The sequence below is a fragment of the Micromonospora sp. NPDC049203 genome (assembly GCF_043197215.1).
GTDB lineage: Bacteria > Actinomycetota > Actinomycetes > Mycobacteriales > Micromonosporaceae > Micromonospora.
In genome coordinates this window covers 515,436-529,312 of sequence record NZ_JBICSV010000004.1, presented here as the reverse complement: position 1 = coordinate 529,312, position 13,877 = coordinate 515,436, and the positions used below count along the sequence as shown (strand labels likewise).

The window sequence follows — 13,877 nt, the reverse complement described above, 5'->3', positions numbered from 1 at the left end:
CAGGTTACCCGGAATGCCGCTGCAACGCTGCAAGCAACCGACTCGCGAGATCCTTGCGGCAGACCAGCAGATCCGGTAGGCGCGGGTCGGCCCCGTTGTATTTCAGCGCAGAACCGTCGATCCGGGAAGCATGCAGACCGGTGGCCGTCGCCACAGCGACCGGAGCGGCCGAATCCCACTCGTACTGACCGCCCGCGTGGATGTACGCGTCGACCTCGCCGGTGACCACGGCGGCGATCTTCGCGCCCGCCGAGCCCATCGGAACCAGATGAGCGCCGACGTCCTCTGCCAGGTCGGTCAGGAAAACCGGCGGACGGCTACGGCTGGCCGCCAACCGGATGACCCGCGCGCCGCCCCCGGTGGCCGCCTCCACTGTCATCGGCGGATACGCCGGCGGGTGGTCCGTGCCCAGCACCCGGTGCTGCGCCGGCAGCGCCACCGCGCCCGCCACCAGGCCGTGCGACGCCGACGCGTTACGCGACCAGAGCGCCACGTGCACCGCCCAGTCCGCGCGCCCCTCCTCCGCGTACTCCCGGGTGCCGTCCAGCGGGTCGACGATCCAGACGCGGTCCGCGTTCAGGCGCGACAGCGCCGCGTCGGTCAGCTCGGCCGTCCGGGCCAGCCGCGAGCCCTCGTCCTCCTCCGACAGCACCGCGTCCGCCGGCCGCCACTTCGCCAGTTCGGTCCGGATCAGGTCGTGCGACACCTTGTCACCGGCCGACCGGAGCGCGCCCGCGTCGGCGAAGCCCATCTCCGCGCGCAGTTCCGTCAGCGCCTGACCGGCCCGGGACGCCAGCCACCGGGCGAACCCGCCGTCGATCATCGGAGGACTGCCCATGATGCTCCCGTCGCCGACCTTCGCTCCCGTCAACCGAGGCGCAGACTACCGGCCGCCGGTCAGCCCCCGTGGTAGAGGTTCTGCGTCGGCTCCACGCCCTTGAGAACCACCGACTCGACCACGTCCGCCGCGCGGTCCACCAGGAACTCCAGCTCCTTGCGCTCCGGCGGGGAGAAATCCGAGAGTACGTAGTCAGCCGGGTCCTGCCGGCCCGGCGGCCGGCCGATGCCGAACCGCACCCGCACGTAGTCCTTGGTGCCGAGCGACTTCGACATCGAGCGCAGGCCGTTGTGCCCGCCCTCGCCGCCGCCGCACTTCACCCGCACCTGCCCGTACGGGATGTCCAGCTCGTCGTGCACAGCGATCACGTGCGCCGGCGGGATCTTGTGGAACTGCGCCAGCCCGGCCACCGGGCCGCCGGAGAGGTTCATGTACGTCAACGGCTTGAGCAGCACCAGCTTCGGGCCGCCGAACCCCAGCCGCCCCTCGGCGGCCTCGGCCATCGCGCGCTTGTGCCGCCCGAACTTCGCGCCCACCCGGGCCGCCAGCAGGTCGGCCACCATGAACCCGACGTTGTGCCGGTTGTTCGCGTACTCCCGGCCGGGGTTGCCCAGGCCGACCACCAGCCACGGTCCCGCCTCGTCCGTCACCCGACGCCCCTTCCCGCTCGCTTCCGACCAGCCGTCCCGATACGCCGACAGGCGCCCCCGGGAACGGGGACGCCTGTCGCACAGCCTTGCGGACCGGTCAGGCCTCGGTCTTCGCCTCGGCCGGGGCCTCCTCGCCCTCGGCGGCCGGAGCACCCTCGGCACCCTCGGCGGTCTCCTCGCCGGCCTCGGCCTCGGCCTCCTCGGTGGCCTCCTCGACCTCGGGGAGGGTGGCCTCGAGCTGCTCGGCGGTCGGAGCGGCGGTCACCGAGGCGACAGCGGTGCTGTCGTCGGTGGCCAGCTCGACGCCGGACGGCAGCTCGACGTCGGCGGCGGTGATCGTGGTGCCCGGCTCGGCGCCCTCGATCGACGCCTCCAGGTGGTCCGGCACCTTGGTCGCGTCGGCGGTCACCGACAGCGTGTCGTGGTCGTGCACGATCAGGGTGTCCTTCGCGGCCTCACCGGTCAGCTGGACCGGGACCTCGACGGTGACCTTCTCGCCCCGGCGGACCAGCAGCAGGTCCACGTGCTCGAAGGTGTCCTTGATCGGGTCACGCTGGATCGCCTTCGGCAGCGCCAGCACCTGCGTGCCGTCGCTGACCTCGATCGCGAAGAGCTGGTTCGCGCCGCCCTTGCGGATCGCGGCGGCGAACTCGCGCGCCGGAAGCGCGATGTGCTTGGGCTTCTCGCCGTGGCCGTACAGCACGGCGGGCACCTTGCCGGCCCGGCGGGTACGACGGGCACCACCCTTGCCGAACTCGGTACGGGGCTCGGCGCTGATCTTTACCTCGGACACGGGGAAACTCCTGATGCTTCGCTGCGGCGGCTTGTCGTCTGGCGGTGCTGGGGCGAGGGGCTCGCTGGGGCTAGGGTCATGAACGACCGCCCGGAGCACCGCGTCGATGACGGCGCCTCCGTGCGGTGCTTGTCAGCAGCCCGCCGGGCACCCTCGCCGTGGCAACCGCACCAGTCTACCCGAGGGAATTCCCGGCTCTCCGGCAGTCCCCCATATCACCGCCCCGCCGGTTCCGCAGGGCATCGGCCCGGCCGCCGGAGCACCGGCGACCGGACCGGAACGGTCAGCTCAGGCCACCGAACAGGGTGGTCACCGAACCGTCGTCGAAGACCTCCCGGATCGCCCGCGCCAGCAGCGGGGCGATCGACAGCACGGTCAGCTTGTCCAGCTGCTTCTCCGACGGCAGCGGCAGCGTGTTCGTCACCACGACCTCGCTGATCGGGCTGTTCTTCAGCCGCTCCGTGGCCGGGTCGGACAGCAGCGCGTGGGTCGAGGCGACCACGATCTCCGCCGCGCCCTGCTCCTTGAGGATGTCCGCCGCCTTGGTGATCGTGCCACCGGTGTCGATCATGTCGTCCACGATCAGGCACACCCGGCCCTCGACCTCACCGACCACCCGGTTCGCCACCACCTGGTTCGGCTTGAGCGGGTCGCGGGTCTTGTGGATGAACGCCAGTGGGCAGCCGCCCAGCCGGTCGGTCCAGCGCTCCGCCACGCGGACCCGGCCCGAGTCCGGCGCGACCACCGTCATCGGCCGGCCCGCGTACTTGTGCTCCACGTACTCGGCCAGCACGTCCATCGCGAACAGGTGGTCCACCGGGCCGTCGAAGAAGCCCTGGATCTGCGCGGTGTGCAGGTCGACGGTCAGGATCCGGTTCGCGCCGGCGGTCTTCAGCAGATCCGCGATCAGCCGCGCCGAGATCGGCTCCCGGCCACGGTGCTTCTTGTCCTGCCGCGCGTACGGGTAGAACGGCAGCACCACGGTGATCCGCTTGGCCGAGCCGCGCTTCAGCGCGTCGACCATGATCAGGGTCTCCATGACCCAGGTGTTCACGCCGTGCGTCACGGACTGCACCACGAAGGCGTCCGAACCACGGACCGAATCCTTGTACCGTACGAAGATCTCGCCGTTGGCGAAGTCGTACGCGTCGGCCGGCGTCGGCGCGACGCCGAGCACCTCACCGATCTCCTTGGCCAGCTCCGGAAAACCCCTCCCGGAGAAGAGCATCAGGCTCTTGCGGTTTTCGGCGACGATGCTGCCCATGGGCCCGTCTGCTCCCGTATGTCGGTGGTGCCCGGCGGCGGTGGGGCCGGGGACTGTTCGGTTGCAGTATGCCCCCGGTTCAGCGATCCACCCACAGCCCGCCGATCCCCGTGGGTTCAGTCACCTTCGCTTGCGGCGCCGCCCGTGTCCGGCACACTCTCACCGGCCCGCCGCGCCGCCTCGGCGGCGTCCGTGCCGGCCCGCTTGCGCAGCACCCAGCCCTCCACGTTGCGCTGCTGGCCACGCGCCACCGCCATCGCGCCCGGCGGCACGTCCCCGGTGATCACCGAACCGGCAGCGGTGTACGCGCCGTCGCCGACCCGCACCGGCGCCACGAACATGTTGTCCGCTCCGGTACGGGCGTGGCTGCCGATGGTGGTGTGGTGCTTGCGCACCCCGTCGTAGTTGACGAAGACGGTCGCCGCGCCGATGTTGCTGTGGTCGCCGATCGTCGCGTCACCCACGTACGACAGGTGCGGCACCTTCGAGCCGTCACCGATCGACGCCTTCTTGGTCTCCACGAACGTGCCGACCTTCGCCTTGCGGCCCAGCCGTGACTCCGGCCGCAGGTACGCGTACGGGCCGACGCTCGCCTGCGGGCCCACCTCGGCGCCGAGCGCGTGGCTGCGCACGATGCTCGCCCCCGCGCCCACCACCGTGTCCACGAGCGTGGTGTCCGGGCCGACGAGCGCGCCCTGGCCGACCGCTGTGGCACCCTGGAGCTGCGTGTTCTGGTCGATCACCGCGTCCCGCTCGACGGTCACCGTCACGTCGATCCAGGTGGTGTGCGGGTCGAGGATGCTGACCCCGGTACGCATCCAGCCCTCGTTGATCCTGTCCCGCAGCAGCCGGCGCAGCGCAGCCAGCTCGACCCGGTCGTTGCAGCCGAGCGTCTCCACGTGGTCGGCGGCGCAGTGCACGGCCACCGGCTCACCGGCGTCACGCAGCAGCGCGAAGACGTCGGTCAGGTACTCCTCGCCCTGGTCGTTGTCGGTGGAGAGCTTGCCCAGCGCCTCCCGCAGCCGGGCCGCGTCGAACGCGTAGATGCCCGCGTTGATCTCCCGCAGGGCGCGCTGCTGGGGGGTGGCGTCGCGCTCCTCGACGATCTGCTCCAGCCGCCCCTGCACGTCCCGCACGATCCGGCCCAGGCCGGTCGGGTCCGGCACCTCGGCGGCCAGCACCGTCGCCGCGGCGGCGGCCTCCTCGTGCGCCTCGACGAGCGCCTGGACCGTCTCCGGCCGCAGCAGCGGCACGTCCCCGTTGATCACCACGACCGTGCCGGTCGCGTCCGGCACCGCGTCCAGCGCGATGCGTACCGCGTGCCCGGTGCCGAGCTGCTGCTCCTGGAGCACCGGGGTGGCGGCCGGGGCGACCTCGGTCAGGTGCTCCCGTACCCGGTCGGCGCCGTGGCCGACCACGACCACGGTGCGGTCCGCGCCGAGCGGGCCGGCCGCGGCCAGGACGTGACCGAGCAGGGTACGGCCGAGCAGCGGGTGCAGCACCTTGGGCAGGGACGACTTCATCCGCTTGCCCTCACCGGCGGCGAGCACGACAACGGTGCGGAGGTGGGGCTGGGACACGACGTGCTCCCGTCGGGACGGCGACAGTCTCGCGGTCATGCTAACCACGCGACGGAGGGCAAACAGCAGAAGCTCCCGGGAGAGGATTCGAACCCCTATAATCAGGACCAAAACCTGACGTCCTGCCATTAGACGACCCGGGATGGTCGAAAACGGGCAAACAGCAATCCACCCGCCGGCTGCCTACACCTTACCGGTCACGAGGTGGATCTTCATCGCTCATTCCTTTCATGATCCCTTCGATCCTCCAGTAGAGCCGGACCCCGCCGACGACCTGCACGGTCAGGCAGCCGTGGTAGTCGACGCCCCTGTTCTTGCGCGTGGTCAGCGGTCGATGCCTCCTGATCGTGGTGGGCTGAAAGCTCTCCGCCGGCACGCCCACCCGAGCCGCCCACCAGCGCACCGCGGCCGCGTCGTCCGCCGTCTCGTGGATGCTCACCCGGAACCTCCGGTCCTCTGCCGGCACCTCGACGACGTCCAGGAAGCGCAGAAAGAGCATCACCAGCAGTGGATCACTGTTGACGAACTTGATCCGGCAGTCGTTCGGACGCCACGGCTTCGCCTTGCCGCCTTCGCACCAGTAGATCGCCGCACCGATCAGCATCAGCTCGCGCCGATCGATCTGCCGCACCCACTCCGCCGACGCCGCCACCACCTCAGCCCGGGCTGCGTCTCGCGCCGCCCGATGTGCGCTCCACTGAGCGTCAGCCCGCGCCCGCTGGGCGATCCGCCGGCGCCGGCGCACCAGTTCCGGGTCCAGTGGCAGATGCCGAGTCCACAGATATGCCGTGGACTTCGAGACGTCGAGCGCCCTGGCGATCTCCCCCACCGGGCAGCCGGCTCGCCGCAGAGCAAGCGCCTGCGCGTGCAGTTCCGGCTTCCAGCCCCGATAAGGGCGTGAGCGGGGATTGGACTCCTCAGCGACCACGGCCGCAGATTAGAACGGGCGTACGACAGCGGCCGGTCTGACCGCGAGCGCCGCGCCTGGCAGGATGGACGGGTGACCGACGTTTCCGGCAACGACCGCGCCCGCCGGCGGCCCGTGCCGGCGACCAAGCCCTCCCGGGTGCGCATGTCCGCGACGCAGCGGCGCGAGCAGTTGATCGTGATCGCCCGGCAGATCTTCGCCGAGCGCGGCTTCGACGCGACCTCGATCGAGGAGGTGGCGGCGCGCGCGAAGGTCTCCAAGCCGGTGGTCTACGAGCACTTCGGCGGCAAGGAGGGGCTCTACGCGGTGGTGGTGGACCGGGAGGTCCGCTCGCTGCTGGACCGGATCACCACGGCGCTGACCGCGGGTCATCCGAGGGAGTTGCTGGAGCAGGCCGCGCTGACGTTGCTGACCTACATCGAGGAGGAGACCAGCGGCTTCCGGGTGCTGGTCCGCGAATCACCGCTGATGTCCGCGACGGGCAACTTCAGCAGCGTGATGAACGACGTGGCGCACCAGGTGGAGCACATCCTGGCGGGCGAGTTCTCCATCCGGGGCTACGACCCGAAGCTGGCGGAGCTCTACTCGCAGGCACTGGTGGGCATGGTGGCGCTGACCGGCCGCTGGTGGCTGGAGGTGCGCAAGCCGCGCAAGGAGACGGTGGCGGCACACCTGGTGAACCTGGCCTGGAACGGGTTGTCGCACCTGGATTCGCAGCCGGGCCCGATCCGGAGTTGAGCTACGCCCCTGCGGCGGCCGTCCTGGCGGCCTCGATCGCCGAGGTGAAGTCGGGGCCGGCCCCGATCTGGGCGAGCAGCACGTTCGCCGCGTTGTAGCAGTCGAACCTTTCGATTTTTCCGTCACGGAGATACCAGAGGTCGGCCGTCGGCACGTCGATCCGGTTGCCGGTCGGCGGGATCTCACCGACCGGGGTGGGAAACGCGCCGAGGTGTGTGCCCTGAATGCGCAGTGCTACGGCGACCACGTCACCGAGCGCGTGCACGTCGAGCAGCTCGCGGTGGACGTCGGGAAAGACCCCGGCGAAGCCCGTCAGCGCCTGCGGGATCTGGTCCCCGCGGAAGGTCATCGAGTTGGGCACGTCGTTGAAGGTGCCGTCCTCGGTGAACAGGGCGCGAAAACCGGGCCCGTCGAGGACGTCCCCCTCCGCCAGCCGGTACGCCTCGCGAACGATCTCTTCGTTGCTCTTCATTCTGCCCGTCCTTGATCGTCGTGCCGCCGAGGGGAGCAGTTCCCGTCGATGCGTGCTCCACCACGCTAGCAAGTTTTTGACCGTATGGTCAATAACGTAGGCTTGCCCACGTGCCTCGCCCCCGCAAGTTCCTCGAGAGCGATGTCGTGAGCAGCGCCAGCGAGGTGTTCGCCGTGCACGGCCTCGCCGCCGCGACCCTCGACGACCTGGTGCGGGCGACCGGCCTGGGCAAGCAGAGCCTGTACAACGCGTTCGGCGGCAAGCGGGAACTGTTCCTCCGGGCGCTCTCCGAGGACCGGGAGGAGGCGACGCGCGCCGTCTCGGAAGCGCTCGGGCACGAGGGCGCCTCGCCGCTGGAACGAATCCGGGGTCACATGCTCCGCATGGCGATCGAGTTCAGCAGCGGTGATCGACGCGTCTCGCTCACCACACGCGCGCTTGTCGAGTCGACCGGCGAGGACGACGCGCTCTCGACGGTCACCAAGGCCGGCATCGAACAGCTCGCCGGGGTCTACGCGCAGTGCCTGGAACACGCGCGGGAGAACGGGGATCTCCCGGAGGACGCGAACGTGCAGTCGCTGGCGGTCTACTTCGTCGCCGTCACCCGGGGGATGGAGCTGCTCGGCCGCGCCGGTGTCGGCCGTGGCGTTCTCACAGCTGTCGCACTCGACGCGCTTCGCGCGCTCCACGGCCGGCGGTAGTCATCGAGGCCCCTCGGCGACCGGGTGGTAGCGGCGCTGCCGTTCCTCCTCGGCGTGCTCCGACGTGCCGACCTTGTCGTAGAGGCCGGTGGCGAGCAGGACCAGCCCGAACAGCAGCGACACGATGACGGTCGACATGGAGAAGTTCAGGAAGTTCGCCGGGGTCTGCAGCACCGACATCATCAGGACGCCGGTGACCAGGAAGACCACGCCGGCGGTGAGGTTCATGTAGTGGCCGAGGTTGCCGCGGCGGGAGGCGCCGACCAGCAGGACCGCGCCGAAGACCACCGAGACCAGCGAGAATGCCAGGTTGGTACGCAGGCCGAGCGCCCAGTCGCTGTCCCGGCCGAACAGTCCCTCGCCCCAGGTCTGGAAGACGCCGAAGACGCCGAAGACCAGGATGTAGAGGCCGATGAGCCCGGACAGCACCCGGTAGAGCGGCCGCGCGGGGTGGTTCACCGGGAAGTGCGCCATGATGCCCTCCAGCCCTGTGACTGATTCGGGGCAATTGTCGCCCGGGTCGTCCGCTCACGTCCGGAAAACCCCGAAGGCCCGGCGCGCTGCGCCGGGCCTTCGGTACGACGGGGTCAGAGCACCAGGCGGGCCTTCTGCCAGGCCTCGTGCTCGTCGTCGGAGCCGACCTTGCCGTACATGCCCACCATCAGGAGCACCAGCGACAGGGTCAGGACCACGACGTCGGTCATGATCGAGAAGTTGAAGATGTTGGCGTCGGTCTGCAGGAACGCCAGCGCGGCCAGGCCGATCACCATCAGCGTGTAGGCCAGCCACTGGTTGATCGCCACGTCGAGGTTGCGGCCGATCGCGGTGCCGGCCAGGATCACGACGCCGACCAGCACCGACAGCAGCGAGAACGCCATGTTGGTGCCCTGGCCGAGGACCTTGGTGTCGTCCTGGGCGAGGAAGTCGTTGCCGGCGCTGGCGATGATGCCGAGGCCGCCGAAGACGACGAAGTACAGACCAACGATCCCGCCGATCGCCCGGTAGATCGGCCGCGCGGGGTGGTTGACGGGGGTGTGGGCCATCTCTGCGTCTCCAAAAGACCGTTCGGACGAGGGTTCCACCGGTGATTGTCCCGTACGCCGGTCAGTGACGCCGCACACCCCCCACCCCGGCGGCAGGTCAGCCGCCCGGAAGCTCCTCGGCCAGGGCCAGCCAGGTCTCCTCGGTGCGGTCCCGCTCCGCCCGTACCTCCTTGAGCTGGGCGTCCAGCTCGGCGACCCGGGCGTAGTCGGTGGCGTTCGCGGCGAGCTGCTCGTGCAGGCCCGCCTCCTTCTGTTCGAGCTTGGCGATCTGCCGTTCCAGCCGGTTGAGTTCCTTCTTCGCGACGCGTACCTCGGCGGCGGACATGCCCTCGCGCGCCGGCGCCGCCGTGGCCGGGGTGAGGTCGGCGGGCGCCGGGCCGCCGGCCGCGGCGGCGCGCGCCAGGTACTCGTCGACGCCGCCGGGCAGGTGCACCAGCCGGCCGTCACCGAACATGCCGTACGCGACGTCGGTGACCCGCTCGATCAGGTAGCGGTCGTGGCTGGCCACCACGATCGTGCCGGGCCACGAGTCGAGCAGGTCCTCCAGCGCGGCGAGCGTGTCGGTGTCCAGGTCGTTCGTGGGCTCGTCGAGCAGCAGCACGTTGGGTTCCCCGGCGAGCAGCCGCAGCATCTGGAGACGGCGGCGCTCACCGCCGGACAGGTCGCTCACCGGGGTCCAGAGCCGCTTGTCGTCGAAGCCGAAGATCTCGGCGAGCTGGGCGGCGCTGATCTCCCGGTCGCCGAACTGCACGCGCCGGGCCACCTCCTCGACGGCTTCCAGCACGCGCAGGTGGCCGGGGAGTTCGGCGAGTTCCTGGGACAGGAACGCCGGCCGGACGGTCTGCCCGGCGGCGAAGCGCCCACCGTCGGGGCCGGTCACCCCGGCGAGCATCCGCAGCAGTGTGGTCTTGCCGGCGCCGTTGCGGCCGAGGATCGCCACCCGGTCGCCGGGACCGACCTGCCAGGTGGTGTCGTGCAGGATCTCCTTCGGGCCGGCGTGCAGCCGGACGTGTTCGAGGTCGTACACCTGCTTGCCGAGCCGGGCGGTGGCGAGCCGTTGCAGCGACATGGTGTCGCGGGGTTCCGGCACGTCGGCGATGAGCGCGTTCGCCGCGTCGATGCGGAACTTCGGCTTGGAGGTGCGTGCCGGAGCGCCCCGGCGCAGCCAGGCGATCTCCTTGCGGAGCAGGTTCTGCCGGCGGGCCTCGGTGGCGGCGGCGACGCGTTGCCGCTCCACGCGGGCCAGCGTCCACGCGGCGAAGCCGCCCTCGTACGCCCGGACGGTCTGGTCGGCGACCTCCCAGGTGGTGGTGCAGACGGCGTCGAGGAACCAGCGGTCGTGGGTGACCACGACGAGCGCGCCCTTGCGGGTGACGAGGTGCCGGGCCAGCCAGTCGACGCCGCCGACGTCGAGGTGGTTGGTGGGCTCGTCGAGGACGAGCAGGTCGGCGTCGCGGACCAGCAGCGCGGCGAGCGCGACCCGGCGGCGTTCCCCGCCGGACATCGGGCCGACCGGGGTGTCCAGGCCGAGGTGGGGCATGCCGAGGCCGTCGAGGATGGCACGCACCCCCGCGTCGCCGGCCCACTCGTGCTCGGCGCCCATGCTCTCGCCGAGCCAGGCGGTGCCGAGCACCACGTCCCGCACGGTGAGGTCGGGGGCCAGGTCGAGGCGCTGCGGCAGCCAGGCCACCCGCAGGTCGCGGCGGTGCGTGACGCGGCCGTCGTCGGGTTCCTCGGTGCGGGTGAGCAGCCGCAGCAGCGTCGACTTGCCGGCGCCGTTGAGGCCGACCACACCGACCCGGTCCGCGTCGTCGAGGCCGAGCGAGACGTCGGTGAGCAGCGGCCCGGCGGCGCCGTACCCCTTGGACACCCGGTCCAGGTTGACGATGTTGGCCACTGACCCACCCCTCACGACTCAGGCGTCCCGGGGGCCCGGGACGCCTGAGTCAAGGGTACGGGGCGTCAGACCACGCGGGCGCCGGCGACCGGGCCGTGCGCGACGCGGGCCTCCCGGCACACCCCGGCGGCGGTGATCTCGGCGGCGATCCGGACCGCGTCGGACTCGCCGGTGGCGAGGAAGACGCAGGTGGGGCCGGAGCCGGAGACGATGCCGGCCAGCGCGCCCGCCGCCTCGCCGGCCTTGAGTGTCTCGGCCAGCGCCGGGCGCATGGTCAGCGCGGCGTCCTGGAGGTCGTTGCCGAGCGTGGCGGCGAGCACCCTCGGGTCGCGCTGGCGCAGCGCGGCGAGCAGCGCGTCGGTGCTGCCCAGCGGCGTGCCGGCGGCGCCGGTGTCGCGCAGCCGGTCCAGTTCCCGGTAGGCGGCCGGGGTGGACAGGCCGCCGTCGGCGATCGCCACCACCCAGTGCCAGGAGGTGGGGCGGGCCAGCACCGGGCTGACCGCCTCGCCCCGGCCGGTGCCGAGCGCGGTGCCGCCGTGGATCAGGAACGGGACGTCGGAGCCGAGGTCGGCGGCGATGCCGGCGAGTTCGTCACGGGACAGCCCGGTGCCCCAGAGCGTGTCGCAGGCGACCAGCGCGGCGGCGGCGTCGGCGCTGCCACCGGCCAGCCCGCCCGCGAGCGGGATCTGCTTGCGCAGGTGCAGCCGGGCGTGCGGGGCGACGCCCGCGTAGCCGGCCAGCGCGTGCGCGGCGCGCAGCGCCAGGTTGGTGTCGTCCAGGGCCAGCTCGCCGGCGCCCTCGCCCTCCATGGTGAGGGTGAGCGTGTCGCCGCGGCGGGCGGTCAGCTCGTCGTAGATGGAGATCGCGTGGTAGACGGTGTTCAGCTCGTGGTAGCCGTCACGCCGCAGCGGCCCGACCCCGAGATGCAGGTTGACCTTGGCAGGCACCCGCACCTTGACCGGGCCGCTGGACCCGCGCCGCTGCCCGTCCTCGTCCTCCGGTCGCCATGCCTCGGTCACCGGGCGGACCCCACCGGACGTGGGCGGATGTCGAGCGGCTTCGGCACTGTCAGCTCCTCGGCGAGGGGTCGGGCAACGGCGCCAGCCTACTGCTCGCCGCCGGGGGCGTCCGGGGCCGACGCGGCGATGGCGGCGAACTGCTCGACGGTAAGCGATTCGCCCCGCGCACCGGGGTCCACGCCGGCGGCGGTGAGCGCGGCGGCGGCCCGGTCGGCGCCGCCCGCCCAGCCGGCCAGGGCGGCCCGCAGCGTCTTGCGGCGCTGCGCGAACGCGGCATCGACGACGGCGAAGACCGCCCGCCGGGGTACGTCCGGCCGGGGCGGTTCACGCCTGGTGAACGCCACCAGGCCGGAGTCGACGTTCGGCACCGGCCAGAACACGTTCGGCGGGACCTTGCCGGCGGCGCGGGAGCGGGCGTACCAGGCGAGTTTGACCGACGGGATGCCGTACACCTTGGAGCCGGGACCGGCGACGAGCCGGTCGGCTACCTCCTTCTGCACCATCACCAGGCCGTGGCGCAGCGTGGGCAGCTCGGCGAGCAGGTGCAGCACGACCGGCACGGCGACGTTGTAGGGCAGGTTCGCCACCAGCGCTGTCGGCGCCGGGCCGGCCAGGTCGGCGGCGGTTACCCGCAGCGCGTCGGCCGGGTGGACGGTGAGGCGCTCGGCGGCCGTACCGGCGAAGCGCGCGGCGGTCTCCGGGAGCGCGGCGGCCAGCGCCGGGTCGAGTTCCACGGCGTGCACGTGCGCGGCGACCGGGAGCAGGGCGAGTGTGAGCGAGCCGAGCCCGGGGCCGACCTCCAGCGCCACGTCGTCGGGGGTCAGCCCGGCGGTGGTGACGATCCGGCGCACCGTGTTCGGGTCGTGCACGAAGTTCTGGCCGAGCTTCTTGGTCGGCGTGACGCCGAGGCGCGCGGCGAGTTCCCGGATCTCCGCCGGGCCGAGGAGTCCGGTCACGCCCCGTAGCGTAAGCGCCCCCGCCCGCGGGGAAGGAAGGGCCCCTTCTTAACGCCTCGCGATATGGAGGGGCCCCTTCTTAACGCCACGGGCCGAACGCGCGCTCACCGTTCGTGGAGAGGGCGGCGCAGAGGGCCTCCACGTCGGTGCCGGTGGTCTCGGCGAGGAAGCGGACGGTCAGCGGGATCAGGTACGACGCGTTGGGCCGCCCCCGGTACGGCATCGGGGTGAGGTAGGGCGCGTCGGTCTCCACGAGCATCTGCGCCGGCGGGGTGACGGCTGCGGCCTCGCGCAGCGCGGCGGCGCTGCCGAACGTGACGGTGCCGGCGAAGCTGAGCAGGAAGCCGCGCCGGACGCACTCGCGGGCGAAGTCGGCGTCGCCGGAGAAGCAGTGCATGACCACCGTCTCCGGGGCGCCCTCGTCGTCGACGATGCGCAGCACGTCGGCGTGCGCGTCCCGGTCGTGGATGACGAGCGCCTTGCCGTGCCGCTTGGCGATGGCGATGTGCGCCCGGAAGCTCTCCTCCTGCGCGGCTCGCCCCTCCTCGCCGGTACGGAAGAAGTCCATCCCGGTCTCGCCGACGCCCCGGACCCGGTCCCGGCCGGCGAGCGTCTCGATCTGGCGCAGCGCCTCGTCCAGGTCGGCCAGCCGGGGCGCCTCGTTCGGGTGCAGCGCCACGGTGGCGAGCACCGCCGCGTACCGGTCGGCGACGTCGGCGCTCCACCGGGACGAGTCGACGTCCACCCCGACCTGGACGAGCCGGTCCACGCCGGCCCGGGTGGCGACCTCGATCGCGGCGGCCAGCGGGTCGTCGCCGGAGCCGCCGGGCGGCGTGCCGAACTCGCCGACGGTGATGTCGAGGTGGGTGTGGCTGTCCGGCACGGGTACGGGCAGCGGCTCGGGGACGGGCGGGAACTCCCCCGCCCGGCGGGCGGCGCGCTGCTTGCGGGTCTCGGTCTGCTCGCTCATCGCGGCCAGCATCACACACCGGCCCGGG

At 72.0% G+C, this 13,877-nt stretch carries 14 protein-coding genes, 1 tRNA gene and 1 pseudogene; 2 read left to right on the top strand and 14 right to left on the bottom strand.

Going from position 1 to position 13,877, the window contains the following annotated elements:
* Positions 1 to 4: 4 nt before the first annotated feature.
* The 7 genes and pseudogenes from ACGFIA_RS14995 to ACGFIA_RS14965 form a co-directional block, all read right to left on the bottom strand.
* Complete coding sequence (locus ACGFIA_RS14995) at positions 5 to 838, bottom strand: inositol monophosphatase family protein (RefSeq protein ID WP_357381418.1); 834 nt, start codon at positions 836 to 838, stop codon at positions 5 to 7.
* 59 nt (positions 839 to 897) lie between these two features.
* On the bottom strand, positions 898 to 1,488 hold the full coding sequence (gene pth, locus ACGFIA_RS14990) for an aminoacyl-tRNA hydrolase (RefSeq protein ID WP_357381416.1): 591 nt from the start codon (positions 1,486 to 1,488) through the stop codon (positions 898 to 900).
* Positions 1,489 to 1,585: 97 nt separating this feature from the next.
* Positions 1,586 to 2,281 (bottom strand): 50S ribosomal protein L25/general stress protein Ctc, encoded by a 696-nt coding sequence (locus ACGFIA_RS14985; protein WP_357381414.1) that lies wholly within the window; start codon positions 2,279 to 2,281, stop codon positions 1,586 to 1,588.
* Between the two features lie 283 nt (positions 2,282 to 2,564).
* Complete coding sequence (locus tag ACGFIA_RS14980) at positions 2,565 to 3,545, bottom strand: ribose-phosphate diphosphokinase (protein ID WP_030501163.1); 981 nt, start codon at positions 3,543 to 3,545, stop codon at positions 2,565 to 2,567.
* Positions 3,546 to 3,601: 56 nt separating this feature from the next.
* Positions 3,602 to 5,164 (bottom strand): annotated as a pseudogene (gene glmU, locus ACGFIA_RS14975) (bifunctional UDP-N-acetylglucosamine diphosphorylase/glucosamine-1-phosphate N-acetyltransferase GlmU); the annotation flags it as partial.
* Positions 5,165 to 5,197: 33 nt separating this feature from the next.
* Positions 5,198 to 5,268: transfer RNA gene (locus tag ACGFIA_RS14970), tRNA-Gln, on the bottom strand.
* Between the two features lie 47 nt (positions 5,269 to 5,315).
* Complete coding sequence (locus tag ACGFIA_RS14965; RefSeq protein ID WP_393260335.1) at positions 5,316 to 6,053, bottom strand: resolvase; 738 nt, start codon at positions 6,051 to 6,053, stop codon at positions 5,316 to 5,318.
* 72 nt (positions 6,054 to 6,125) lie between these two features.
* Here ACGFIA_RS14965 and ACGFIA_RS14960 point away from each other — a divergent pair, with 72 nt between their 5' ends.
* Positions 6,126 to 6,791, top strand: coding sequence for a TetR/AcrR family transcriptional regulator (locus tag ACGFIA_RS14960; RefSeq protein ID WP_357381409.1), 666 nt, complete (start codon positions 6,126 to 6,128; stop codon positions 6,789 to 6,791).
* 1 nt (position 6,792) lies between these two features.
* Here the strand turns inward: ACGFIA_RS14960 and ACGFIA_RS14955 are convergent, their stop codons facing one another.
* Complete coding sequence (locus tag ACGFIA_RS14955; protein ID WP_393260332.1) at positions 6,793 to 7,263, bottom strand: ester cyclase; 471 nt, start codon at positions 7,261 to 7,263, stop codon at positions 6,793 to 6,795.
* A 146-nt stretch (positions 7,264 to 7,409) separates the two neighbouring features.
* Between ACGFIA_RS14955 and ACGFIA_RS14950 the strand changes: the two genes are divergently transcribed.
* Complete coding sequence (locus tag ACGFIA_RS14950; RefSeq protein WP_357381405.1) at positions 7,410 to 7,964, top strand: TetR/AcrR family transcriptional regulator; 555 nt, start codon at positions 7,410 to 7,412, stop codon at positions 7,962 to 7,964.
* Here ACGFIA_RS14950 and ACGFIA_RS14945 read toward each other — a convergent pair whose 3' ends face one another.
* From ACGFIA_RS14945 to ACGFIA_RS14920, 6 genes are all read right to left on the bottom strand, one after another.
* Complete coding sequence (locus ACGFIA_RS14945) at positions 7,965 to 8,438, bottom strand: DUF4383 domain-containing protein (protein ID WP_357381403.1); 474 nt, start codon at positions 8,436 to 8,438, stop codon at positions 7,965 to 7,967. It abuts the gene before it with no gap.
* 113 nt (positions 8,439 to 8,551) lie between these two features.
* Entirely contained in the window at positions 8,552 to 9,007 is a 456-nt protein-coding gene (locus ACGFIA_RS14940) for a DUF4383 domain-containing protein (RefSeq protein ID WP_135243248.1), read from the bottom strand.
* A gap of 97 nt (positions 9,008 to 9,104) precedes the next feature.
* Entirely contained in the window at positions 9,105 to 10,904 is a 1,800-nt protein-coding gene (locus ACGFIA_RS14935; protein ID WP_393260328.1) for an ABC-F family ATP-binding cassette domain-containing protein, read from the bottom strand.
* 65 nt (positions 10,905 to 10,969) lie between these two features.
* The gene (locus ACGFIA_RS14930; RefSeq protein ID WP_357381399.1) at positions 10,970 to 11,923 is read right to left on the bottom strand and encodes a 4-(cytidine 5'-diphospho)-2-C-methyl-D-erythritol kinase; all 954 of its coding nucleotides are present in this window, start codon (positions 11,921 to 11,923) and stop codon (positions 10,970 to 10,972) included.
* An 86-nt stretch (positions 11,924 to 12,009) separates the two neighbouring features.
* Positions 12,010 to 12,879 (bottom strand): 16S rRNA (adenine(1518)-N(6)/adenine(1519)-N(6))-dimethyltransferase RsmA, encoded by an 870-nt coding sequence (gene rsmA / locus ACGFIA_RS14925; RefSeq protein ID WP_357478992.1) that lies wholly within the window; start codon positions 12,877 to 12,879, stop codon positions 12,010 to 12,012.
* Between the two features lie 79 nt (positions 12,880 to 12,958).
* Positions 12,959 to 13,861 (bottom strand): TatD family hydrolase, encoded by a 903-nt coding sequence (locus ACGFIA_RS14920; RefSeq protein WP_393260324.1) that lies wholly within the window; start codon positions 13,859 to 13,861, stop codon positions 12,959 to 12,961.
* Positions 13,862 to 13,877: the final 16 nt, after the last annotated feature.